The following is a 22,906-nucleotide window of genomic DNA, read 5'->3' as shown; positions in this document are numbered from 1 at the left end:
CCCTCTCTTCGTTGAAAGGGGGATGTCATTTTCATTATGTTCGATTAAAACCCTTCTCTTTGACAAATTCGCTCAGGTACGCTCGTTTTGGCTGACTAAAGCCGCGAATCATCTGCTCAGACCAAGTATCCTTTCTTTCTCCATTTGTCCGTTCTTCATAATATGCTGAAATGCGTTCATCGTATTCTTTTAAATAGCGATCTACATGTGTTTCATCTTGTTGATACGTATTTTCATGATAGATCAATTCCATTGGTAATCGCTCTTTTTTCGAAGATTCATTAGCTGGGTGCCCTACAACAAGACCAAAAAGCGGTAAGACAAAATGCGGTGTTTCAAGCAGGTCAGAAACTTCTGCTAGATGGTTACGCAATCCGCCAATATAGCAAATGCCTAGCCCCATGGATTCTGCAGCGATACTGACGTTCTGTGCAGCGAGAGATGCATCAATGACGCTGATTAAAAATGCCTCTGTGTTCTCAAGCGCCTGCTGATGATCTTTCCCTGCCTTTTTCGCCATGTCATCATGTCGTTTCAAGTCAGCACAAAAGACAAATAAATGCCCGTTATTCTCTACGTAAGGCTGATGACCAGCCAGTTCAGCCAGTTTAGATTTCTTCTTCTGATCCGTGACACCGATGATACTATACGCCTGTACATAGCTGGATGTAGAGGCAGCTTGTGCACTTTTCACAAGTGTTCGTACTTCCTCTTTTGTCAGACGCTCATCTGTAAAAGAACGGATGGATCGATGGTTTAATATCGTTTCTATCGTTTTGTTCAAGTCGAAAACCTCCTTCACTCTTTCTATCATAAGGCAAAAACGGATCATTTTTCAAAAATGAGAACTTACAACAAAAAAAGGCAGCCTCTCTTTAGACTGCCTTTTCCCCATTCTATTTGAATAAATAACTTTGATACTTCGTTAACTGCACACTTGCATTATATGCGATACCAAATCCAATAAGGACGGCTAACACAGAACTTCCTCCAAAGCTGATGAATAAAAGCGGTATCCCCGTAACAGGCATGACCCCTATGTTCATCCCGATATTCTGGAACGTATGAATCACAATAAGCGCTGTATATCCTACACAGAAGAATGATGCAAAACGACTGTGCGGGTGAATGCGATCAATGAGAACGACAAGCCGGTAAATGAGGAAGAAGAACAGAATGACAACAAAAGCACATCCTACAAAACCAAAGGCTTCTCCTATGATCGAGAAAATCATATCGGTTTGCGCTTCTGGTACATATACTTTTAAATCTTTGATGCCATTACCAAAAATTTGTCCTGAACCAATGGCCATGATTGCTCGATCCACCTGAAACTTCGCATCACTTGAACCATCTTGGAATTTCGTTTCTTCAATCTTACCTGATCTATCTGGAATCCATGAGGTGATTCTATTAATTTGATATTGCTTCACACCAAGATTCTCCTTAGCGAAATCAGGAAACAAGATCAATACAGAAAGAACAACGGTCGTTAAGAGAACCACAACAGAAGCAAGCAAAGAGATTAATTTCCAATTCACACCTGATAAAAATACCATGACCAGCACAATAAACATACAGATCGCACCAGTACCCGCATCCTGCATAAAGATAAGTCCAACTGGCACAGCAGACACTCCGGCAATTTTTAATAGAAGGAAAATATCTTCTTCTAATGTCCGTTTCCCTCTAGGGGTCGACTTTCCTATCACAGAAGCCAGCATCATAATCAAGCCAATTTTCATGAACTCTGAAGGCTGAAAGGTCCCTATTCCCGGTAACACAAACCAGCTTTTCGCTCCGTTTTTAATTGGGGCGAAATCTTTACCCGCTATTTGAGCAGGGCTTATTTTGAGAAGTATGAGAAGTAAAATACCACCGATAAAGATGTATATACTTAATTTTTCTAGCTGCTCAAGATCTAAATAATTGATGGCAACAATACAAATCGCACCAATGCAATAATAAATAATTTGCCTAGTCCACGCATTCGTTCCATATTGTTCAAACTGTCCAGCAGCATAGATAGAAACGACACTAATCGCAAAGAAAGCTAAAAATATAAAAATCAAATCTCCTTGATAGTAAGGAGATGTATTCTGCTTGTTCATGAACTAACCACCCTTATTACAAAACATAAAAGCCCTTATTAATATTAGAATGAATATTCGCCAAAAGCAACTCACTTTAAATATGACGGAATATACATCATAAAGGTTCCATGCAATTTTCAAAAATACATACTTTTCAAGATCCAACACAAAAAAGTTCATTTTCCTCTATCATTCAAATGGGTCACAAGCCCTTTAAAATGATTATTTTACAGACTTTAAAGGAAAAATACAATCACCTATGTGGTGATGCGACAAGCAAAAACCGAGGTTATGAGGAGAGACACCCTATCTATGGAATAAGGCCCAATTTCCAATAATTGCGTTTACAACAAAGTCAATTGTGGTATAATGCTTGTAACAAAATGTTCACAATATCTCCTAAAAACAGACACAAAAACATCCTGACCTCTCGTTTGATTGAACATCAACTTACAAAGGAGTTGGATACGATGGATATGTTCTTTGCGTACCTATGTATTGCAACAGCTACACCCCTGTTTTTATGGCTTGAAAACAGAAAGATTGCGTTAGCTTCTATCCCACCCATTTTGATTATGTGGATTTTCTTCGGTCTTTACATGACAAGCAGTTTATCTCCAGCAGGACATACCTTCATGATTGTATTCTTTGCAATAAATGTCATCTTGGCTCACGTTGCAGCATTCCTCATCTATGGACTTCCATTCATTCGCGAAAGATTCAGTAGCAGATAATTCTCATTCCAACAAAGATCTTCCCATCACAACATGATAAAAACCACTCATCTCTATGTGATGAGTGGTTTTTAGATTACTTCTCTGAATTCTCAGAGTGCTTTGGTGAAGACGGTGAATATCCGTCTTTACTGTTCTCACCGTGTTGAGAGTGAGCCATAAAGATCCAAACAGATCCGATGACGAAAATAATTGCACAGAATAAACCAAACAATGTATTTCCGACTTGAACGGCTCCATTCTCGCTTTCTGTCATATGCATGAACATGAAAAGCTGTAAGAATGCTTGAATGAAAGCAAAACCAAAGATAATCCATAGTTTTGCGGCACTGCCAATTTCAGCTCCAATGGCAATCCAAAATGCTAAGACTGTTAGCACGATGGAAAGGATAAAGCCTACGATATGCTTCCAAGGGAAGTGCTCATGCTCTGCTGAGGAATGTGTTTTTCCAGCCATATCACAAAAGCCCCCCTAATCCAATCAAGTACACAGCCGTGAAGATGAAAATCCATACAACATCAAGGAAATGCCAGTATAGACTTGAGATAAAGATCTTCGAAGCTGTCTGTGGTGTTAATCCACGCTTTTTAATTTGGAACAAGATCCCGATAATCCACACAATACCGATTGATACGTGTAGACCGTGCGTTCCTAAAAGGACGAAGAACGCAGACCAGTATGCACTTGTCTGAAGGGTAGCACCTTCATGAATATAGTGGATAAACTCATAAATCTCTAAACCAACGAAGCCTGCACCTAGAAGTAGTGTCAGAATCGTCCAAATGACAACTCCTTTTGTTCTTCCACGGCGCATTTCATGAACGGCGATCCCACATGTAAATGAACTAACCAATAGCAAGAATGTCATGATTAGTACAAGCTTCATATCAAATAGCTCAGCTGGTAGGATACCACCAGCTGTTCTACCATGAAGAACAAAGTAGGTCGCAAAAAGTGTTGAGAACAACACGATTTCAGCACCAAGGAATATCCAGAAACCAAGAATGTTTAAACGTCCTGTTTCAGACTGATATTCAAGCGGTGCATTTGCGTAGCTGCTATCATTATGTCCCATTACTTCTGCGCCTCCTTATTCTTTTTCTCTGTTTCAATTACTTCTTCAACAGGAATATAGTAGCCATCGTCATAATCAAATGAACGTAAAATCATTGTTGCGAATACACCGATCAGACCGACTACACCCATCCAGTACCATTCGAACACAAGCCCGAACGCGCCGATTCCAAAGAATACAGACATGATAAGTGGTCTACCTGAATTGCTCGGCATATGAATCTTCTTAAATTCTTTTTCAGGGTGAACGTCCACATTGTCTTGTTTCCAATGATGGAATACATCTGGTGATGTCACTTCTGGAAGTGCTGCAAAGTTATATTGCGGCGGAATCGCAGAAGATGTTGCCCAGTCAAGCGTACGTCCATCTCCCCAGCTGTCTCCAGACACTTCACGTTTTGCATGTCTCCAGCTGTAGTAAATGTTGTAGCAAAGGATGATGAATCCAACACCCATCAAGACCGCACCAATTGTTGAAATAAAGTTAAGTGCAGTCCAACCATCCTCTGGTCCATACGTATAAATACGTCTAGGCATTCCTTGCAGTCCTAAGAAGTACTGCGGGAAGAAACAGATATTGAATCCGATCATAAATACCCAGAAGAACCATCTGCCGATTCTTTCGTTTAACTTGTAACCAAACATTTTCGGATACCAGAAAACAAGACCAGCAAAACAAGCAAATACAGTACCTGCGATTAATACATAGTGGAAGTGGGATACAAGGAAGTACGTGTTATGGTACTGATAATCCGCAGCTGCCATCGCAAGCATAACGCCCGTTACACCACCGATAACGAAGTTCGGGATGAAACCAAGCGCCCAAAGCATTGGTGATGCAAAGCTGATACGACCTCGATACATCGTAAAGAGCCAGTTAAAGATTTTCACACCTGTTGGTACAGAAATCGCCATTGTTGTGATCGAGAAGAATGAGTTAACCGCTGCACTGTTCCCCATTGTGAAGAAGTGGTGAACCCACACAAGGAAACTAAGAACAGAGATTGCCACAATCGATACAACCATCGCTTTGTAACCAAACAACTGTTTTCTTGAGAACGTTGCAAAGATTTCCGAGAAAATACCGAAGGCCGGCAAGATCACGATATAAACCTCAGGATGTCCCCAAATCCAGAAAAGGTTCGCCCAAAGCATCGGCATACCGCCCGCTTCGAGTGTAAAGAACGCAGAACCGAATAAACGATCAAATGTCATAAGTGCTAAAGCAACTGTCAGTACAGGGAAAGCGAATACGATGATCACAGACGTAATCAATGTAGTCCATGTGAACATCGGCATACGCATAAGCGTCATCCCTTTTGTACGCATCTTCAAGATGGTCACCATGAAGTTAATCCCTGTCATAAGTGTACCAATACCTGCAACTTGAAGCCCGAGCAAGTAGTAGTTTTGTCCAGGACCTGGTGAGAAGTCATTACCGGCGAGCGGCATGTAACTTGTCCAACCTGCACTTGGTGATCCCCCGATGACGAAGGAAATGTTAAACAACATCGCTCCGACCATGAAAGTCCAGAAGCTTAGGTTGTTTAAATAAGGAAAAGCGACGTCACGTGCCCCAATTTGAAGTGGCACAACAACGTTAATTAAACCAATTAAGAATGGCATCGCCATGAATAAAATCATGATCGTACCATGCGTTGTAAATATTTCGTTATAGTGGTTTGAATCTAAAAACGTATTATTAGGAAGCGCCAGCTGTGCACGCATCATCAGTCCGTCTACTCCACCGCGGAAGAACATCACCACAGCAGCAAGGATATACATGATTCCAAGCTTTTTATGATCTACAGATGTCAGCCATTCTTTCCAGAGCCATTTCCATTTTTTGAAGTATGTTAAAACAAAAACGATGGCAATGGATGTAAGAGCGATCGAAATCTGCGCGCCAAGTATTAATGGGTCTCCAGTTACAAAAAACTCATCCCATTTAAATTGCATAACGGCCTCCTCCTTTCCTTAGTCAGTTTGTTCGCTTTCTGATTTTCTTTTATAATTCTTCACATTCTCAAAAGGATCTGTTTTTGAATGTGGAGAAACTGATTGATAGCCTAAACGTTTGCGCGCTTGGAGTGCATATTCAGCGTCCTCTCCATGCTTTGCAAAGGATAAATGTGTGGATGAGAATGTCTGCACATCAGCTGCATCCGGAAGCATCAAGTAGTCATATGTTTCCTTCGTTAACTTTGGTGCTTCTTTTTTCGTTTTACTTACCCATTTGTCATAGTCAGATTGCTTCATCGCATTGACTTTAAATTTTTGGTGAGAAAAGCCTTCTCCTGTGAAGTTGGCGTTTCTTCCTTCATATGTGCCTACTTCATCAGCTTGAAGGTACTGTTCCATTTCCATTCCAGCCATTGCATACTTTTCTCCACCTAGTTGCGGGATCCAAAGTGATGCCATTGTATCAGCCGAAGTGATCTTGAATAAAACTGGCTGATCCGTTGGAATGTTTAAGTAGTTTACTGTTTCAATATCTTCTTCTGGATAACTAAAGATCCATTTCCAATCAACAGCCGTTGCATAAATGACAAGTGGATCTTTGTGGCTTGTTGCTTTAGGTGCCTCGTCCAAAGAATAAATTGTTTTCACAGTTGGAACCGAAAGGGCAGCAACGATTAATATTGGGATCACTGTCCAGATAACTTCTAAAAGCGTATTCCCATGAATCTCTGGGTTATAAGAGGCGTTTCCTACGTCCTTACGCTCACGGTATTTAACCAAAATGATGGTAAATAGAACGAATACCGCACCAACGATAAAGAGCATGAATCCGATAGATAAAAGGATCAAGTCTGATTGTTGTGCTGCGACCGGTCCTTTAGGGTCTAAAACAGCGATATTGCTGCAACCTCCTAATACAAAAACACTCACGAGCATCGCTAATAAAAGCATAGGTTTAATGGCTCTGAACAAGAAGATCACCATCCTTCCTTAGATAATGTATAAATTGCTGAATCATTGTGAAAAGCCATCTGCCTTCCAAAACTTTTCTTCCCTTTGTAATGCTATCAAAATCTGTAGGAGTTAGCTCCCCTTTTTTCAAAAGTTCATTTATTTTTCAACATAATTCTATTAAAATGTCATAAATTCGACATAAATTTATATTATTGTATACACAATAAATTTCTAGGAAATAGAAAAGTTGAGAGTTGAAGGCAAACGACATCCAAACAAAAAGTTTGTCAAATTTAGGTTTACCACAATAAAAAAGTTTGGTCAAATTTCAATTAAACTGAATGAAATTTTATCCTAGTAAACTTTCTAATCACGTCCCTATATTCGACGAAAACCTCCCCCATTCTACCCCACGTAGACAAGAAAAGAAAGCGTCGATCCTTCCCTTATATGCTGTAAGATTTGGCATTTCTGATAAATGCACCTAAATCCTACTAAAAGATTCGACAAAAAAACCGGCTCATCGCCGGCACTCGTTCGTTATTCATGTCTGATCAATAGGTCAGGTCGTTTATACAGGACCCCATCATGTTCAATGTCAATGTATACCCATTGCCCAGTATACGTTAAAAAGCGATTCCCCTTTTCTTCTACTACCATCGTATCCTCTGATTTTAGTCCAGGTAGCGAAGGGTTCCATGTGAATACTTGATGAAGCTGAACGTCTTCCTTTGATGAAGGTACGGCGATGATTTCCCTTGACACATACCCTGTCTTTCCGCCTTGATGGAGCTTTTTCCAATTATCAGGAAACCCCTCTTTTTCATATTGTGCAATCCCTCTTTTTAGTACATCGCCAATCGTTCTTCCAGGTCGTGTCGCTGCATTCATGACGGTGTCAATGCGTGCCAGCCGCTCTTTGTTTTCTTCAAGTGTTTTTGGCAGTTGCCCAAAATAGACGGACCTTGTAACGTTTGCGACGAGTCCATGCCGTTCAGCACAAAGGACAACAAGTGCATGCTTTTGAAGAACTTTATCTGTTGGAATCGGATGACGGTATTGGTGGATACGGTCATCGGTTGCGACAAGCAGGACTTCAATTGTCATTCCTTTCGTCAATGCTTTCTTGGCGACAAGAGCCGCAATTTCATGTTCCGTTTGTCCCGGAAGGATTTCCTTACAAACACTCTCTACAATACATGCGGTTTCATAGCAAAGGGCTTCATATTGCTTGAGTTGTGGTGCAGAAAGAACGGAGCGCACATGTGACAAGTCTGGTTCGATCCATTCAAACCCTTCCACCTGAGTGTCTGACCCCATACGTTTCTCTTTTGTGAGTGCTTGAATGTAGGTGTCATCATCTTCAAACCAGTCCATTGTGACCACTTGATACGGATGTCCAAAAAATGCCATTTCTTCTTCGATGATTCGTTTTTCCTCCATTTGATTCACAATCAAGACAATGTCATTCTTCCATACGAGTAACCGACAAACCCCTTCTGGTGTGTTTAATACAATATGATTCCTTCTTCCACCTGTTAGCCATGAAAAGTTATTTCGTTTTTGAATCAAGATACCGTCCAGTTGTTTTTCCTCCATGATGGCTCTCACTTGTTCAATCATGTCATCACCTACCCACATTTAATGTATCAATGAATCGTTTAAAACCCTTTTTCCCTTCCACAGTTCGTTTAAACACACCTGCTTGGGAGAGAATACGAGAAAAGATACGTCCAATTTCCTCTTGTAAAATAGCTTCTGTATTGCCCTCTGTGAAGGTGTGCTCTTTCAGCATTCGCTCCGCCCATTTTCCGTGCTTTCTGATAGCGGGACGGGCCTTGATGTCTTCAAGTGGGTGCTTGGATAATAACGCTTCTTTTAATTGGCTTAATTCCTCTGCTAATCTTCCAGGGAGGACAGCAAGCCCCATCACTTCAATTAATCCAATATTCTCTTTTTTAATATGATGAACTTCTTCATGAGGATGAAAAATTCCATCTGGGTGCTGTTCATCTGTACGGTTATTTCGCAAGACAAGATCTAATTCATATGCTTGCCCATGCCGGCGTGCGATCGGTGTGATGGTGTTGTGGGGGGTATCGCCTGTATAAGCGATCAGACCCACCTGTTCATCGGAATACCTTTTCCATTCATTCAGAATGAAATCTGCTGCGTCTGCAAGCTCCTCCTCATTGTCACTTTGCAAGCGAATGACAGACATCGGCCACTTCACAATGCCAGTCTTTACACCCGGATATGCTCTCAGAGAAAAGTGATCCTCCACCTCTGCCTTCGCCATCGGAAATTCATGCGCGCCCCCTTGGAAATGATCATGACTTAATATGCTACCACCAACAATTGGCAGATCGGCGTTTGATCCAATAAAATAATGCGGATAGATCGATAGGAAGGAAAGTAGGCGTTCAAAGGTCTTTTTCGTGATCTTCATCGGCTCGTGCTCGCCCTTGAACACAATACAATGCTCGTTGTAATACACATAAGGTGAAAATTGCAAAAACCACGATTCTTCTCTTAATGTCACAGGGATAATTCTATGATTCTGTCTTGCCGGATGATTGATCCGTCCTTGAAATCCAACATTTTCTTTACAAAGTAAGCATTGAGGATATTGCTTTTGAGTGAGCTTCTTCGCTTCAGCAATTGCCTTTGGGTCTTTCTCTGGTTTAGATAGATTAATGGTGATTTCTAGTACACCGTCGTCTGTCGCTGTAAACCACTGAACATTTTTAGCAACTCTGCCCGTATGAATGTAATGTGCATGTTTTTGCATGTCGTAAAACCAACTTGTGGCTGCCTTCGGTCCCTCTAGTAGACGTATTTCTTCAAACTTGGCATAGATGACGCTTGGCGGCGCCACCAAACAACCCATTATTTTGGCATCTAATAAATCACGGTACGTGTCTGTCCCTTCTGGAAGAAGACCTGTTTCAACCGCCCAATCCAACATCGGCGTCAATATCTCTTCAAGGTCGCTAGCTCCTGTGACCGCTCTTACCTTCGCATCATCAATCCCAAGCACCTCTAGCAATCGATTTCTCGTATAGTCTAAATCTAGTGGTGTGATGAGTTCCTTTTCAATCCCGTATCCAATCAACTGCTCCAGCTTTTCATGAATATCAATGGTCATTCCCACCATCCCCTCTCTTGCCTGCTAGCCTTTATTCACTCCGATAGCCATCTGGATGTGTTTGGAACCAATCCCATGCGCTTTGAATGATGGTCTGAAGGTCGGCATAACGAGGCTTCCACCCTAGTTCTTGAAGTGCCTTCTCAGAAGAAGCGATGAGCTTTGCCGGATCTCCCGCTCGTCTTGCTGCTATCTGCGCTGGGATGTCATGACCCGTGACCTCTCTTGCCACTTCTATCACCTGCTTCACAGAAAATCCAGTGCCATTTCCTAAATTGTACGTTGCACTTCCTTTTCCTTGACGCAAGCGATCAACCGCTCGTATATGTGCCTCTACTAAATCCATCACATGAATATAATCCCTGACACACGTGCCATCCTCTGTCTCATAATCATCACCGTAAATCATGATCTGGTCACGCTTCCCTAAAGCGACTTGAAGAATAATCGGAATCAGATGCGTCTCTGGTTGGTGATCTTCGCCGAGAATGCCTTCTGAATGTGCACCTGCTACATTAAAATAACGAAGCACGACATACTCTATGCCATACGCTTTCTCTGACCATTTCAACATTTTCTCAATGGCTAGTTTTGTTTCTCCATACGGATTCGTTGGGTTCGTTTCATCCGTTTCAACAATCGGGACGTGCTTTGGTTCACCGTATGTAGCAGCTGTTGAGGAAAATACGATGTTCTTCACTCCAAATTCATTCATTACTTGAAGTAAAACCGTCGCTCCGCCGACATTGTTATCGTAGTATTTGAGCGGGTCTGTTACACTTTCACCAACAAGTGAATCTGCAGCGAAATGCATCACCGCTTCAATCGGATGTGTTTGAAAGACATGTCTTAAAAAAGCGCGATCTCTTAAATCCCCTTGCTCGAATACAGCCCCTTCTACAACTGCTTCTTTGTGGCCTGTCTGTAAATGATCAACAATGACCACTTGTTCTCCTTTTTCTAAAAGAGCCGCTACCGCGTGGCTACCAATATAGCCTGCTCCTCCGCATACTAAAATCGCCATTCCATTTCCTCCTTCGTTAATTCTCGTGCGCCGCCTCCGATTCCAGCCGTGTAAAACGAGGCCCTCATCCCTGTTTCTTTCAAATAAGCCGCTCCCGTTTCTTCTATAAATGAGTCCAACTGCTCTTCTTTTACAATACTGACTGTACAGCCACCAAAACCGGCACCGGTCATACGAGAACCAATGATGCCAGGGTGACGCCAAGCTGCTTCAGCCAATGCGTCTAGTTCAATACCAGTCACTTCATAATCGTTTTTTAAAGAAAGATGAGAGGCTTTCAGGAGAGCACCCATTTCCTCAATTTTACCATCTTTCAGAAGTTGTACCGCTCTCAATGTCCGCTCATTTTCTGTCACAGCATGTCTCGCACGTTTACGACTTGTTTCATCTTGGATGAGGTGGGCATGTTGATCAAATTCATCAACAGTTAATTCACATAAATGGGCAAGGTCCATTTCTTTTCTAAGATCGTCCAATGCCGCCTGACACTCTGCTCGGCGTTCATTATATTTGGAGTCTGCTAGTGTTCGCTGTTTGTTTGTATTGGCGATCACTAGAGATAAACCGCTTTGCTGAAATGGGCTGTATTCATAATGAAGAGTGTCACAGTTCAATAGAATGGCATGATCCTCTTTTCCAAGACTGATTGAAAATTGATCCATAATGCCGCAATTGACGCCAATGAACTCATTTTCTGCACGCTGCGTCAGAAGGGCAAGATCCACTTTTGATATGCCAAGTGAATACCATTCATTCACCAATACAGCAGTGACAAGCTCAATGGAGGCAGATGATGAGAGACCGGCACCGTTTGGGATATTTCCACCATACACAATGTCAAAGCCTTCATTGATGTTCATGCCAGCTTCTATCAATTGACGGAAGACACCCTTTGGATAGTTCGCCCAGCCATCGGCCTCCACGTAAGCGATTTCAGAAAGATCCATTTCTTTCACACCTTCTCCTTCAAAGTTCAAGGAATACATTCTAACGCGTCTGTCCGATCGCTTTGCCGCTACTGCATAAGTACCAAGGGTCAAGGTACATGGGAAAACATGACCTCCATTGTAATCAATATGTTCACCAATTAGGTTCACCCTGCCTGGAGCAAAAAAATAACGCAATCCTTCTCTTTGTCCAAAGTGCTGCTGAAATGCCATTCGCACGTTTTCGATCATATCCATTTCCCCCTTTTATTTCCTCATATTCCTATTGTAGTTGGCTAAATAGATGGAGTTCAATGGTAAAAAAACCGTTTAAAAATACCCTTTTTTTGCTGTGAATGGTACGATGAGATATGAGGTGTACCATGATTCAAAATAGAAAAAGGTTGTTTTTTGCTGTGAAGGGGGATTTCCAATTTGAAGAAGGAAGCATTTGCATTTCGTTTTCACCATTCTGATGTGACACTGCCGGCGCAAATTTGGTCTGTTGGCTGGGACGTTCAATCATCTTCGTTATATCGCTGGAATGGCGTAGAGCGAAAGGATCAAGGCAAATGCATCTTTCAGCTCACATTGTCCGGTCATGGCATGATCGAAATTGGACAGAAGAGATTCAAGGTATTGCCAGGACAGGCCTTTCTTGTGAAAAGTCCAGGTGCCTATCAATACTATTTTCCAGAAGGCAGTGAGCATTGGGAATTCATGTACTTGACACTTTACGGGGAAGCCTGTGATCTTTGCTTTGATCAATTTATGGATCAAGGGAAGCAGGTCATGCGTTTTCATCCAAACTCCAAACCAATTCGCCTACTCAAGAAGATTTATGATGAGGCCAGTGAAAGACGGATTACCAATCCGTTTGAGGGATCCAGTCTTGCTTATCAATTTGTCATGGAACTGTATTCTTATTTGCCAAAGCTTGAGGGACAAATGGAGAAATGGCCTGAGCCAATCGTACAAGCCGCTTTATTTGCGAGCCATCATTTTCACGAAGAAATCGGCCCTGACGATATGGCCTCTGCGGCACGTTTATCCAAAAGTCATTTTACGAGAGAGTTCAAAAAAGCAACTGGTTTTACACCCATTCACTACTTAACCAATATTCGACTAGAGAAGGCGGAAACGTTACTGAAAACAACGAAATATTCGATTGAAGAAATCGCCATACAGTGCGGCTACCGAAATGCGAATTACTTGAATAAAGTCTTTCGAAAGAAAATCGGCATGTCTCCAAAGCAACTGCGGGAAACAAGCGATGCATAAAAAAGCAGCCGCTTTTCAGTTGGCTGCTTTCTTTTATGCTTTCGTCAGATCAACACGAATTCTCCCTTGTCTTAAAACAATGGTCATTTGCGTGTCAGGGGTCATCAAATTTTCTAAGATGTCCGTTGCTGTTTGAAGCGCAATGTCCATACGGTTGATCTTTTCCTTTTCTTGTTCTGAAAACGCTTCTGGATGTGCGGTCATTTCCTTGACTAGCCTCAGCACTTGTTCATGCTGCTTTTCTGTTTGTTGATATATGGCATCATATAATTCGTCTGGCCTGCTGCACATGTTCATTCACCTATCTTTTTCTGTGTTAAATCGCATCTTCTTTTGTTTTCTTGAAAACGAACCATTTACTGGCGACATAATTCACCACGACAATCACAAAGTTAACAAGAATCTTTGCGACAGTTTCATTGAGCGCCATCTGGCTGACAAATAAAATCATCAGCCCTAGATCTACACCTAGAGATATGAGACGCACACTAAAAAACGAAGAGATCTCTCGCATGAGGCTTTTGATGTCATTTGCCTTCTGTTTGAAGACATACTTCTTGTTGGTGATATAAGCAAAGAGAACAGCAAATACCCATGAAACAACCGTCGCTGTTTTATAATCCATGGAAAACATCTCAACGAATAAATAGAAGCTGACTATGTTGACAATGGTTGTACATACACCCATGACAATATACATGACAACTTCTTGATACTTTTGAAAAAGGCTATACATGTCTTTCTTCATTCCTTCTTGTTGGTTTCTATTTCTATTAGGATACCATCTTGGAAAGAACTTCCCAAACGAACAATATGTACGTTCTGTAAAGATGAAATTGTTCCTAACGATGGCATATGTTAAGCTAGATGATTTGTATGAGTCAATTGATTTAGGTCTTTATCATTATTTTAATTTATAATCTTTTAACCGACTTTACATTTGTTTATTATTAGAAGTAAGAAATCAATATTTATGGGTTTTTTAGTCATTTTTTTAGGGACGTGGTAGGTGATCGTTTTTACAAAATAGGTTAAATGTCATCAATTTTCGACAAAAATCTAGTTTGTCACTGCTTTCACAAGCACGGACAGTTATTAGACGGTTTGTTCAAGTCATTGGTTGCAGATGAATATGTCTTATTGAACTGGAGGATATTATGGATACGCAAGTGAAAAGAAGAGTTGACGAAGAGTGGGTTTATTTGATTCAGGAAGCGAAAAAAATTGGACTAGGCATCGAAGAAATACAAGCTTTTTTAACATCCAACGGTGATCAGAAGACGATAAACAAACCGTAAATCAACGCCGTTATCCTTTGTCTTTCAGACTGCTTTGGCTAAAAGTTCTGACCTGTCAATTGACCTTTTGAAAATCCTTTCATGACGATACGCTACAATAATTGAACACCTCTCCATACCAAGCCCATCCAATAAATGGGGGTTCTGTCTTTCTATATAGGAGGACAGTCCGTTTCCTGTTCTCTATACGATTCTTTTTTCAGCATGATTCATGTAAGCGACCCTTCCCTCGTCATAAAAACAAGCTTCCCACCCATATAGTAAGATGAAAGCCATGTGAATGGAGAAAGGTGGGTAAGCGTGAGTTCAGATTCTCTATCCTATTATCATCAAAAAGAAGATCAGTATTATCATGGTGCCAATCCTGTCATCGTAGATCATATTCGAGATGAATGGACATCTCTTTTAGATATCGGATGCGGTACAGGGAAGCTCGGAAAAGCCTTGAAACAAAAAGGCCGAACCATTTTTGGTATTGAATCATTTGAGGATGCTGCAAAGCAAGCTGAACAAGAGCTAGATCATGTGCTATGTGGCAATATTGAACAAATGGCGCTTCCATATCAACATGAACAGTTTGACTGTATCGTTTTCGGAGACGTACTCGAACACTTATTGGATCCGTGGGCAGTATTAAAAAAGGTCAAACCCTTCCTAAAAAAAGAGGGCGTGATCCTGTCTTCCATTCCAAATATCGGCCACATTTCAACAGTCTTAGAACTGCTAGCTGGGAGATTTTCTTATACAGATGCAGGGCTGATGGATCAAACCCACTTACGCTTTTTTACCTTACATGAAATACATGCACTCTTTCATTCTGCTGGTTTCCGCATTCGTGAAGTGGAAACCATACGCGTTCAGCATCCTTCCTATGAGAAGGTCACACATGATTTACATGAACTGCTCGTCAAGCATGGCATCCGTTTTGATTTTAACGACGCGTCAACAGCCTATCAATACGTGATTGAGGCGGTTCAGTTGAATGAATAGTTCTACCATTCTCTTTGTTTTGTGCGTGAATGATGAAACGATGTTTCAAGCTTGTTTTCGCCAAATCGCCTCACTCCCAGCCCCGCATGGGTATCATGTAGAGGTCTTACCCATTAGAAACGCATCAAGTATGGCTTCAGGGTATAATGAAGCCCTCGCACATCCCGCCCAATTTAAGATATATCTTCACCAAGATACACTCATTTTCAAACAACAGATGTTGCTTGAGCTCATCCCGTTATTTTTGCAAAATCCGTCGCTTGGAATGGTTGGGGTGATTGGGGCAGATATTGTGCCAGAGAGCGGGATTTGGTGGGAGAGTCCTGCGTGTAGAGGAAAGGTCATTGAATATCGGCACGACACTTACCAGCTACTGTCCTTTGAATCATCACATGTCCAAGCAGAGACTCAACCGTATATCAAAGCATCGGCGATTGACGGTCTCTTCATGGCGACACAATATGATGTGAAATGGCGTGATGACCTCTTTGATGGCTTTCATTTTTATGATGTGTCGCAGTCTTTTGAATTTACGATGCAAGGCTATGATGTCGGGATTGCTAAACAAGAGGAGCCTTGGTGTATCCACAAATGTGGAGATCATTTTGATGCAGAGGCATATGAAAAAGCACGGCGAACATTCCTTGAGAATTATCGGTAAAAAGCACCTTTTATAGGTGCGTTTTTTTGTTATACTGTCATAAACAACTAGATCGTTTCATACATTGGAGTACCTTGTCCCTAATTCGTCTAAAGGAGGAAACGATGGCAGAAAAAAAAGTGCATTATCAGAAGGTTGCCGCTTCAGAGAATTTCCGGACACTTCTTGAGGAAAAACGCCGATTTATAGTTCCGATGACGATTTTCTTTTTTCTTTTTTACTTTTCACTGCCAGTAGCTACATCTTATTTCACCTTTTTGAACACACCAGCCATTGGTGCTATCTCATGGGCTTGGTTATTCGCCCTCATGCAATTCTTGATGACATGGATTTTATGTGCCATTTATGCGAGAAAAGCTGCTCAGTTCGATAAATATGTAAGCGCTTTAAAGAGTATGGATGCAAGAGGTGATGACGAATGAGTATGACCGCTTTTATTTTATTCATAGCGATCGTAGGACTCACGTTGGTCATCACGTATTTTGCGGCTAAAAAAACGAGTAATGCAAGTGATTTTTATACAGCGGGAGGAGGGCTGACTGGCTTCCAAAACGGTCTTGCCATCGCTGGGGATTATATGTCGGCTGCCTCATTTTTAGGTATCGCGGGAATGATTGCATTAAACGGATTTGATGGATTTTTCTATAGCATTGGATTCCTTGTGGCATATCTGGTTGTCCTCTATGTTGTGGCTGAACCACTTCGAAATCTAGGAAAGTACACGATGGCAGATATGATCGCTGCCCGATTTAAACGCCCTGCCATTCGGGGGGTAGCTGCCTTTAATACCATCACCGTTTCAACTTTTTATATGATTGCACAGCTAGTTGGGGCAGGCGCATTAATTAAACTGCTTCTCGGCATTGATTATTGGATTGCCGTGTTGATTGTGGGCGTATTAATGACCATTTATGTGGTGTTTGGCGGCATGATTGCGACTAGCTGGGTACAAATCACAAAAGCCGTTCTCCTCATGCTTGGAACACTCATCATTTCCATCCTTGTATTTGCAAAATTTGATTTCAACCTGTTGAACATGTTTGAACAGATGAAAACAGCGACCCCTCTCGGTGATTCTTTCCTCCAACCGGGAAATAAATATAATGTGCCATTAGAAACCCTGTCCCTAAACCTCGCCCTGGTACTTGGAACGGCAGGTTTGCCACATATTTTGATCCGTTTTTATACGGTGAAAGATGCCATTTCTGCACGGAAATCTGTGCTTTCAGCTACTTGGATCATTGGGGTCTTTTATTTGATGACGGTTTTCCTTGGCTTTGGTGCCGCTGCCTTTGTCGGATCAGATGCGATCACAGCAGCCGATGCCGCAGGAAATATGGCCGCACCGTTGCTCGCACAAGCACTGGGCGGGGATTTCTTATTTGCCTTTGTCTCCGCCATCGCGTTTGCGACCATTTTGGCTGTAGTGACGGGTCTCGTGCTGTCTGCCGCATCTGCCTTTGCCCATGATTTTTACAGCCAAATCATTCGTAAAGGAAAAGCAAGTGAACGGGAACAAGTAAAGGCCGCTCGATTTGCGTCTATTGGTGTGTCCATTCTCTCCATCGTGCTAGCGTTATTTGCCCAGTCTTTAAACGTTGCTTTTCTTGTCTCTCTTGCCTTCGCAGTTGCAGCAAGTGCGAATTTACCATTGATTCTCTTCACTGTCTTTTGGAAACGATTCAACTCGACTGGTGCCATTGCCGGAAGCTTAACAGGGCTTTTGAGTGCACTGATCATTGTATCGCTCAGCCCAAGCGTTTGGGATCCATCGGGGGCAGCCATCTTCACAGGAGAACCACTCATTCCGCTATCCAATCCTGGGATTATCTCTATCCCACTTGGATTCCTTGCCGCATACCTTGGCACGATTTTCTCCTCTGAGAAAGCCGATGAAGACACCTTTACTGAAATTCAAGTAAAGGCACATACCGGGATGCATATGGATACGGATGCATGAGAGAAAGCCGGCTGTTGAGCCGGCTTTTATGTTGACTTCAATCAACATCTCAATATGGTTTAAATTGTCCTTTGATTTTACGTCTATATCTTTATAACCTAGCCATTTTTTTAAACGTGATAAGTGAACAACAGGTTAACATGATCAGTAAAATTTCATGATCTTCTCCTCTGTTATCAGTGATATTTCGCATCTCCGTCCCTTGTGAAACAGATTTTATTTGCACTCTATCACAAAGCATCATACCATATTATGTAAAGGTAGTCTGATACAGAAGATAAGGAGTTACATATGCATCACATTTATTCAGCAAAATTGTTATTTGAGTCTATTTCATCACCCAACGACAGCGACGATAAAATATTTGAAGAACGAATCATTTTGGTCAGGGCTAAAAACCGCCGTAAAGTGAAACACATTGTAAAAGACAGCTTCCCCGATGACACCTTTGAAAATGCCAATCATGGGCAAACCACTACTAAACTAGTCGCGATATTAGACATCTTTGAGCTAGTAGATCGTATCGAAGATCAATCAATACACTTCATTGAAGTATATAGCCGCTATCTCTTATTTGACAAAGACATATCGGCGGAAGAAGCGATCAAAGCATATTCTTTGGACAAATAAAAGAAGCCGTTGATAGAGCGGCTTCTTAATATCGCTTGAATAGTTCTGGGTTTTTCGGGATATTTTCTAAATAAACGATCTTCCCTTTGTCGTCAAGCTCGGCAATATCTACTCCTTCTGCTGTATACACACGACCATCTGTCAGCTTTCCACACACGGCCCAGTTTGTTTCATACTTTCCATCTTCTCTTTGCACCCATCCATCCCACATATGCTTAATGTCTTCATGTACATGAAAGAATGTGTTTAAAAATTGTGTGAACGCATCGATCCCAGGCTTTTGCTCACCATTTAGAACGATCAGGAGATCATCCGAAAACAAATCCAATAAATCTGCCATTTGCTCCTGACTTTTTCCTGCCTCATCATATCGACGAAAATATGTATCTAGCACTTCCATGGCCCATCTCCCTTTATCTTCCTGTCATTTCGAAAACGATCGAACATTTGAATTGTACACAATCTTGACGCACCTGTCTATTTTCACCCAAATAAAAAAAAGCATGGATAAGTGAATCCATGCTTCAATCGGCTGAGAGAGCGACTTTTTCTGATACGATAAGAGATTTGAGTTCTTGTGTGACCTTTTCAGGATGAATGCTTTGGCTAATGGCGCTAATCAGACTAATGCCATCTGCGCCCGCTCGTATGACGTGTGCAGCATTTTCATATGTGATGCCTCCAATCCCAACAATCGGGATATCAAGCCCATTTTGCCTCACTTCAGTGATGAATGAGACGCCTTGAACACTGCGTGTATCCTTTTTCGTTTCTGTTGGATAGACTGGCCCCATGCCCACATAATCTGCCCCATCCTTTATGGCCTGTTCGACCTCATTTAGATTATGAGTTGAGATGCCCAATATTTTATCTCCAATTTTTCTTCTCACATCTTGTGCCGTTGCATCCTCTTGACCAACGTGAACACCGTCTGCATCAATGTCTATGGCAAGCTGGACATCATCATTTACGATAAAAGGGATGTGCGCTTCTCGGCAAAGGACTTGGATTTGTCTGGCCAATTGTTTCTTCGCCTCACCTTGCAATGCACCTTCACCCTTTTCACGAAATTGGAACATCGTCATCCCACCTTCAATGGCATCTTTGATGACTTCAAGCGGCTGCCTGCTTGTATTAGTTGTCCCCATAATAAAATAGACCGATAACTGCTGCTTCAATTGTTGTTGATCAACTCTTGCCATCTAGATCTCCCCCTATTTTCCCTAACGTCATCACATCATGGACACTTGTGTTTGATAATTCGTTTAACAGCTCCATTTGGAATGTGCCTGGTCCACGCTCTTTTGATTGCAGGGCTGCTCTTTCTGCAGCAACACCATAAAACAGGAGAGCAGATGCCGACGCTTCAAGTGGCGATTCACTTGTTGCACAAAATGCACCAATCACCGATGTGAGTAAGCATCCGGCTCCTGTCACCTTCGTCAACATCTCATGTCCATTATGAATAGAAATGACCACCTGTCCATCTGAAACGACATCCACTTTTCCGGTAATGACTACGATCGTCCGCAGTGCTATCGCCGCTCGCTTGGCTAATGAAGATACGTCACCATTCGCTGTCTCTTTTGCATCTACCCCCTTTAGCTCCCATCCGTCTACTTCAACCAAATGAGCGATTTCAGCAGCATTTCCTCTGACAATAGACACCTGTACTTGTTGTAAAAGCCGCTTTGCGGCACTCGTCCGAAACGTTGTCGCACCGACACCAACAGGATCTAATAAAACAGGTACCCCTTTTTGATTAGCGGCTTGTCCAGCGATGCTCATCGCCTCAACACTGTCTTTCGATAATGTACCAATATTTAAAACAAGCGCATCTGCCAATTGGGCCATTTCAGCGACTTCTTCTTTGGCACTCGCCATGACAGGTGACGCACCTAAAGCAAGCAATCCATTGGCTGTAAAATTCATCACGACTTGATTGGTTATATGGTGAATCAATGGATTTTGGGATCGAACCTTCTCCAATAGACCCGATGCGTAGCTTAATTTCATCTATCTCATCCTCCCTTTTACTCTGCATCCCAAGCATAGGATTTTGTATGCTTCAACCATTCTCTTGCCGCAAATGACAAGTAACGATCCTTTCGCCAAATCACCCCTAAATGCCACGGGATCGCCGGACGTAATGAGATGACCCTCACCTTTTCAGGATCAAGGTCACGACAAATACGCTCAGGAAGAAGCCCGATCCCAAGATTCTCAGCCACCATTTCACTAATGAAATCCCATTGCGAGGTTTCATAAATGACATTAGGCCGAAATCCGGCATTCATGCATTCATTCAATATTCGGCTATGAAGAACAAAATCTTCTCTAAAGAAAATAAAGGACTCTTCCTTTAAATCGGCTAAATGTACTTCTTCACTTTCTGCCATCGGATGTGATGGGTGCGTTACAAGCTTCATGTTCTCTTTTATAATGGTGTGTGTATGAAAGATTTTATCATTTGCAGGCAGCACAATGACACCAATATCTAACGAACCGTCCTCCACACCTTCCTCCACTTTAATCGAGCCATGTTCGACCAATTGAAACGTCACGTCTGGATACTGTTGCCGGAATTCCCCCATGACATTTGGGAAGAAACTAGAGCCAATCATCGGTGGCAGTCCAATCCGGATATGCCCTTTCTTCACATTCATTAAATCATTTAATTCATTTGTCAAATTCTGAAATGATTGTGTGATCTCACTCGCCTGCGTATACATCGTTTGACCAGCGTCTGTCATTTCAATCTGCCGTCCATTTCGGTAAAACAATTGCACACCTAGCTCTTCCTCAAGGTTTTTAACCATTTTAGAGATTGTCGGCTGTGACACGTAAAGGGCTTGCGATGCTTTTGTAAAGCTCTTCCACCTTGCAACTTCTAAGAAATAGGTTAAATGTCTAATGTCCACACGGTTCCCCCTTCCTATAGATAAAAGGAATAATAACTATTCGATATATGTATTTTACCTATAATACAACGTGCTGTACACTTTAAGTAAGCTCATCAATTGAAGAATTGTTGCGCTTTTGTGAAACAGTGAACATTTTTAATATAAAGGAGTGAATAGAAAATGCAATTGCTCAAAACGCCGTTGATTGCGACCCTTCAGATTATGGCTCTATTCGTTTTTGCGAAATGGATGAATGCGCTGGCGGCCTTTTTGCATTTAAGAATTCCAGGTACGATCTTAGGCATTCTCGTCATTTTCTTATTACTTCATTTTAACATCATTAAATTAAAATGGATTGAGCTTGGTGCTGTATGGCTGCTTGGGGAGCTACTGCTTTTCTTCATTCCATCAGCTGTTGGAGTGATTGATTATGGAGCCTTACTCTCACAATCTGGCACTAGTATTGTCCTCGTCGTCTTGCTTAGTACATTTGTTGTCATGCTCTCTACTGGCGTGATGACGCAAATGATTGCCACAAGAAAGGAGCGAAAGAAGCAATGTTAGTTGGTGGACTTTTTCTCATCATCACTGTCCTTTTATACCTTGGATCTAAAGCGATTTACAAACGGCATCCAAAAGTGTATGTCTCACCTTTACTTGTGACCCCTCTCGTCCTCGTGGTTCTATTGTTATTCGTAGATATTCCTTACGACGCTTATAACCAAGGCGGGAAGTGGCTTACGAATATGCTTCAGCCAGCGACTGTCGCTTTCGCCATTCCTTTATATAAGTATTTTCACATTTTGAAGAAGCATGCCGTTGAAATTATTTTAAACGTGGCCTCAGGGTCTGTGATCGCCATCCTGTCAACAGCATTTATCGCCAAGTTGTTCCATTTGGACACAGGTCTTATTGAAAGTCTAGTACCAAGATCGGTGACAACCCCTATTGCGATGAGCGTATCAGAAATGATCGGCGGTGTACCGTCCGTGACGGCTGTATTCGTCATTTTGACGGCACTATTCGGCTCTATCATCGGCCCCTTGATCATCCGTTATTTCCGCATTGATAATGACATTGCAAAAGGCGTGTTGCTTGGTACAGGTGCACATGGAGTAGGGACATCGAAAGCCTTTGAGTTAAGCTCTATCTCAGGCACGATCTCAAGTGTATCCATGATTATCTCTGCCATTATTACACTATGTGTCGCCCCCCTTCTCATATCGCTCGCCTTATAGAAAAAGCCATTTCCCTTTTTCGGAAAATG

General features: G+C 42.0%; 26 protein-coding genes. 10 read left to right on the top strand and 16 right to left on the bottom strand.

The features are described from left to right. Nucleotides 1-34 precede the first annotated feature (34 nt). Together nfsA and AB1K80_RS00725 are read right to left on the bottom strand one after the other, a co-directional pair. Nucleotides 35-784 (bottom strand): oxygen-insensitive NADPH nitroreductase, encoded by a 750-nt coding sequence (gene nfsA / locus AB1K80_RS00730; protein WP_412854706.1) that lies wholly within the window; start codon nucleotides 782-784, stop codon nucleotides 35-37. 112 nt (nucleotides 785-896) lie between these two features. Next, nucleotides 897-2,111 (bottom strand): FtsW/RodA/SpoVE family cell cycle protein, encoded by a 1,215-nt coding sequence (locus AB1K80_RS00725; RefSeq protein WP_412854705.1) that lies wholly within the window; start codon nucleotides 2,109-2,111, stop codon nucleotides 897-899. Nucleotides 2,112-2,563: 452 nt separating this feature from the next. Between AB1K80_RS00725 and AB1K80_RS00720 the strand changes: the two genes are divergently transcribed. Next, a complete protein-coding gene (locus AB1K80_RS00720; protein WP_412854704.1) occupies nucleotides 2,564-2,827 on the top strand; it encodes a spore morphogenesis/germination protein YwcE in 264 nt (87 codons plus the stop codon). Nucleotides 2,828-2,903: 76 nt separating this feature from the next. Here the strand turns inward: AB1K80_RS00720 and qoxD are convergent, their stop codons facing one another. The 8 genes from qoxD to AB1K80_RS00680 all read right to left on the bottom strand — a co-directional run bounded on the left by qoxD (nucleotide 2,904) and on the right by AB1K80_RS00680 (nucleotide 12,168). Continuing rightward, nucleotides 2,904-3,284 carry a cytochrome aa3 quinol oxidase subunit IV gene (gene qoxD, locus AB1K80_RS00715; protein WP_412854703.1) on the bottom strand — a complete coding sequence of 127 codons (381 nt, stop codon included), beginning with the start codon at nucleotides 3,282-3,284 and terminating at the stop codon, nucleotides 2,904-2,906. 1 nt (nucleotide 3,285) lies between these two features. After that, on the bottom strand, nucleotides 3,286-3,903 hold the full coding sequence (qoxC, locus tag AB1K80_RS00710) for a cytochrome aa3 quinol oxidase subunit III (protein ID WP_412854702.1): 618 nt from the start codon (nucleotides 3,901-3,903) through the stop codon (nucleotides 3,286-3,288). After that, nucleotides 3,903-5,861 (bottom strand): cytochrome aa3 quinol oxidase subunit I, encoded by a 1,959-nt coding sequence (gene qoxB, locus AB1K80_RS00705; protein ID WP_412854701.1) that lies wholly within the window; start codon nucleotides 5,859-5,861, stop codon nucleotides 3,903-3,905. The genes qoxC and qoxB overlap by 1 nt, the downstream gene beginning before the upstream one ends. Before the next feature lie 18 nt (nucleotides 5,862-5,879). Next, nucleotides 5,880-6,845: a cytochrome aa3 quinol oxidase subunit II gene (gene qoxA, locus AB1K80_RS00700; protein WP_412854700.1), complete on the bottom strand. Its 966-nt coding sequence runs from the start codon at nucleotides 6,843-6,845 to the stop codon at nucleotides 5,880-5,882. A 513-nt stretch (nucleotides 6,846-7,358) separates the two neighbouring features. Further along, the gene (locus tag AB1K80_RS00695) at nucleotides 7,359-8,441 is read right to left on the bottom strand and encodes a M24 family metallopeptidase (RefSeq protein WP_412854699.1); all 1,083 of its coding nucleotides are present in this window, start codon (nucleotides 8,439-8,441) and stop codon (nucleotides 7,359-7,361) included. 4 nt (nucleotides 8,442-8,445) lie between these two features. Beyond that, entirely contained in the window at nucleotides 8,446-9,966 is a 1,521-nt protein-coding gene (gene galT / locus AB1K80_RS00690; RefSeq protein ID WP_412854698.1) for a UDP-glucose--hexose-1-phosphate uridylyltransferase, read from the bottom strand. Nucleotides 9,967-9,997: 31 nt separating this feature from the next. Further along, a complete protein-coding gene (gene galE, locus AB1K80_RS00685; protein ID WP_412854697.1) occupies nucleotides 9,998-10,990 on the bottom strand; it encodes a UDP-glucose 4-epimerase GalE in 993 nt (330 codons plus the stop codon). Further along, a complete protein-coding gene (locus AB1K80_RS00680) occupies nucleotides 10,978-12,168 on the bottom strand; it encodes a galactokinase (protein WP_412854696.1) in 1,191 nt (396 codons plus the stop codon). The genes galE and AB1K80_RS00680 overlap by 13 nt, the downstream gene beginning before the upstream one ends. A 183-nt stretch (nucleotides 12,169-12,351) precedes the next feature. Between AB1K80_RS00680 and AB1K80_RS00675 the strand changes: the two genes are divergently transcribed. Next, on the top strand, nucleotides 12,352-13,197 hold the full coding sequence (locus tag AB1K80_RS00675) for a helix-turn-helix domain-containing protein (protein WP_412854695.1): 846 nt from the start codon (nucleotides 12,352-12,354) through the stop codon (nucleotides 13,195-13,197). Nucleotides 13,198-13,230: 33 nt separating this feature from the next. On the opposite strand, the gene AB1K80_RS00670 is transcribed toward AB1K80_RS00675, so the two are convergent. Beyond that, complete coding sequence (locus AB1K80_RS00670) at nucleotides 13,231-13,488, bottom strand: hypothetical protein (RefSeq protein WP_412854694.1); 258 nt, start codon at nucleotides 13,486-13,488, stop codon at nucleotides 13,231-13,233. 25 nt (nucleotides 13,489-13,513) lie between these two features. Next, nucleotides 13,514-13,897, bottom strand: coding sequence for a GtrA family protein (locus AB1K80_RS00665; protein ID WP_412854877.1), 384 nt, complete (start codon nucleotides 13,895-13,897; stop codon nucleotides 13,514-13,516). 457 nt (nucleotides 13,898-14,354) lie between these two features. Here AB1K80_RS00665 and AB1K80_RS00660 point away from each other — a divergent pair, with 457 nt between their 5' ends. From AB1K80_RS00660 to AB1K80_RS00635, 6 genes are all read left to right on the top strand, one after another. After that, entirely contained in the window at nucleotides 14,355-14,495 is a 141-nt protein-coding gene (locus tag AB1K80_RS00660; protein WP_412854693.1) for an anti-repressor SinI family protein, read from the top strand. 300 nt (nucleotides 14,496-14,795) lie between these two features. Continuing rightward, complete coding sequence (locus tag AB1K80_RS00655; protein ID WP_412854692.1) at nucleotides 14,796-15,485, top strand: methyltransferase domain-containing protein; 690 nt, start codon at nucleotides 14,796-14,798, stop codon at nucleotides 15,483-15,485. Next, entirely contained in the window at nucleotides 15,478-16,146 is a 669-nt protein-coding gene (locus tag AB1K80_RS00650; RefSeq protein ID WP_412854691.1) for a glycosyltransferase family protein, read from the top strand. The genes AB1K80_RS00655 and AB1K80_RS00650 overlap by 8 nt, the downstream gene beginning before the upstream one ends. Nucleotides 16,147-16,250: 104 nt before the next feature. Next, complete coding sequence (locus tag AB1K80_RS00645) at nucleotides 16,251-16,568, top strand: DUF485 domain-containing protein (RefSeq protein ID WP_412854690.1); 318 nt, start codon at nucleotides 16,251-16,253, stop codon at nucleotides 16,566-16,568. Next, nucleotides 16,565-18,106 carry a cation acetate symporter gene (locus tag AB1K80_RS00640; RefSeq protein ID WP_412854689.1) on the top strand — a complete coding sequence of 514 codons (1,542 nt, stop codon included), beginning with the start codon at nucleotides 16,565-16,567 and terminating at the stop codon, nucleotides 18,104-18,106. The genes AB1K80_RS00645 and AB1K80_RS00640 overlap by 4 nt, the downstream gene beginning before the upstream one ends. A gap of 291 nt (nucleotides 18,107-18,397) precedes the next feature. Next, entirely contained in the window at nucleotides 18,398-18,736 is a 339-nt protein-coding gene (locus AB1K80_RS00635; RefSeq protein ID WP_412854688.1) for a DUF4288 domain-containing protein, read from the top strand. Between the two features lie 25 nt (nucleotides 18,737-18,761). On the opposite strand, the gene AB1K80_RS00630 is transcribed toward AB1K80_RS00635, so the two are convergent. The 4 genes from AB1K80_RS00630 to cidR all read right to left on the bottom strand — a co-directional run bounded on the left by AB1K80_RS00630 (nucleotide 18,762) and on the right by cidR (nucleotide 21,657). Further along, nucleotides 18,762-19,136 (bottom strand): nuclear transport factor 2 family protein, encoded by a 375-nt coding sequence (locus AB1K80_RS00630; protein WP_412854687.1) that lies wholly within the window; start codon nucleotides 19,134-19,136, stop codon nucleotides 18,762-18,764. A gap of 124 nt (nucleotides 19,137-19,260) precedes the next feature. Beyond that, a complete protein-coding gene (gene thiE / locus AB1K80_RS00625) occupies nucleotides 19,261-19,938 on the bottom strand; it encodes a thiamine phosphate synthase (protein WP_412854686.1) in 678 nt (225 codons plus the stop codon). Beyond that, complete coding sequence (gene thiM / locus AB1K80_RS00620) at nucleotides 19,925-20,752, bottom strand: hydroxyethylthiazole kinase (RefSeq protein ID WP_412854685.1); 828 nt, start codon at nucleotides 20,750-20,752, stop codon at nucleotides 19,925-19,927. Before thiM ends, thiE begins: the two co-directional genes overlap by 14 nt. Nucleotides 20,753-20,769: 17 nt before the next feature. Next, nucleotides 20,770-21,657, bottom strand: a complete 888-nt coding sequence (gene cidR, locus AB1K80_RS00615) for a cidABC operon transcriptional activator CidR (RefSeq protein WP_412854684.1) — start codon at nucleotides 21,655-21,657, stop codon at nucleotides 20,770-20,772. 162 nt (nucleotides 21,658-21,819) lie between these two features. Between cidR and AB1K80_RS00610 the strand changes: the two genes are divergently transcribed. After that, entirely contained in the window at nucleotides 21,820-22,203 is a 384-nt protein-coding gene (locus AB1K80_RS00610; protein WP_412854683.1) for a CidA/LrgA family holin-like protein, read from the top strand. Beyond that, complete coding sequence (locus tag AB1K80_RS00605; RefSeq protein WP_412854682.1) at nucleotides 22,197-22,877, top strand: CidB/LrgB family autolysis modulator; 681 nt, start codon at nucleotides 22,197-22,199, stop codon at nucleotides 22,875-22,877. Before AB1K80_RS00610 ends, AB1K80_RS00605 begins: the two co-directional genes overlap by 7 nt. The last annotated feature ends 29 nt before the right edge of the window (nucleotides 22,878-22,906 follow it).

Source organism: Bacillus sp. 179-C3.3 HS (assembly GCF_047229225.1).
Taxonomy (GTDB): domain Bacteria; phylum Bacillota; class Bacilli; order Bacillales; family Bacillaceae; genus Bacillus.
Note: the sequence above shows the minus strand (reverse complement) of the source record. Positions and strands in the feature narration are given on the sequence as shown.

Bases quoted from the DNA above. Each gene is read 5' to 3' on its own strand.
- AB1K80_RS00725 (WP_412854705.1), bottom strand. From the start codon at position 2,111: ATGAACAAGCAGAATACATCTCCTTACTATCAAGGAGATTTGATTTTT.
- AB1K80_RS00720 (WP_412854704.1), top strand. From the start codon at position 2,564: ATGGATATGTTCTTTGCGTACCTATGTATTGCAACAGCTACACCCCTG.
- qoxD (WP_412854703.1), bottom strand. From the start codon at position 3,284: ATGGCTGGAAAAACACATTCCTCAGCAGAGCATGAGCACTTCCCTTGG.
- qoxC (WP_412854702.1), bottom strand. From the start codon at position 3,903: ATGGGACATAATGATAGCAGCTACGCAAATGCACCGCTTGAATATCAG.
- qoxB (WP_412854701.1), bottom strand. From the start codon at position 5,861: ATGCAATTTAAATGGGATGAGTTTTTTGTAACTGGAGACCCATTAATA.
- AB1K80_RS00695 (WP_412854699.1), bottom strand. From the start codon at position 8,441: ATGATTGAACAAGTGAGAGCCATCATGGAGGAAAAACAACTGGACGGT.
- galT (WP_412854698.1), bottom strand. From the start codon at position 9,966: ATGACCATTGATATTCATGAAAAGCTGGAGCAGTTGATTGGATACGGG.
- galE (WP_412854697.1), bottom strand. From the start codon at position 10,990: ATGGCGATTTTAGTATGCGGAGGAGCAGGCTATATTGGTAGCCACGCG.
- AB1K80_RS00680 (WP_412854696.1), bottom strand. From the start codon at position 12,168: ATGATCGAAAACGTGCGAATGGCATTTCAGCAGCACTTTGGACAAAGA.
- AB1K80_RS00670 (WP_412854694.1), bottom strand. From the start codon at position 13,488: ATGTGCAGCAGGCCAGACGAATTATATGATGCCATATATCAACAAACA.
- AB1K80_RS00665 (WP_412854877.1), bottom strand. From the start codon at position 13,897: ATGTATATTGTCATGGGTGTATGTACAACCATTGTCAACATAGTCAGC.
- AB1K80_RS00660 (WP_412854693.1), top strand. From the start codon at position 14,355: ATGGATACGCAAGTGAAAAGAAGAGTTGACGAAGAGTGGGTTTATTTG.
- AB1K80_RS00650 (WP_412854691.1), top strand. From the start codon at position 15,478: ATGAATAGTTCTACCATTCTCTTTGTTTTGTGCGTGAATGATGAAACG.
- AB1K80_RS00645 (WP_412854690.1), top strand. From the start codon at position 16,251: ATGGCAGAAAAAAAAGTGCATTATCAGAAGGTTGCCGCTTCAGAGAAT.
- AB1K80_RS00640 (WP_412854689.1), top strand. From the start codon at position 16,565: ATGAGTATGACCGCTTTTATTTTATTCATAGCGATCGTAGGACTCACG.
- AB1K80_RS00635 (WP_412854688.1), top strand. From the start codon at position 18,398: ATGCATCACATTTATTCAGCAAAATTGTTATTTGAGTCTATTTCATCA.
- AB1K80_RS00630 (WP_412854687.1), bottom strand. From the start codon at position 19,136: ATGGAAGTGCTAGATACATATTTTCGTCGATATGATGAGGCAGGAAAA.
- thiE (WP_412854686.1), bottom strand. From the start codon at position 19,938: ATGGCAAGAGTTGATCAACAACAATTGAAGCAGCAGTTATCGGTCTAT.
- thiM (WP_412854685.1), bottom strand. From the start codon at position 20,752: ATGAAATTAAGCTACGCATCGGGTCTATTGGAGAAGGTTCGATCCCAA.
- AB1K80_RS00610 (WP_412854683.1), top strand. From the start codon at position 21,820: ATGCAATTGCTCAAAACGCCGTTGATTGCGACCCTTCAGATTATGGCT.
- AB1K80_RS00605 (WP_412854682.1), top strand. From the start codon at position 22,197: ATGTTAGTTGGTGGACTTTTTCTCATCATCACTGTCCTTTTATACCTT.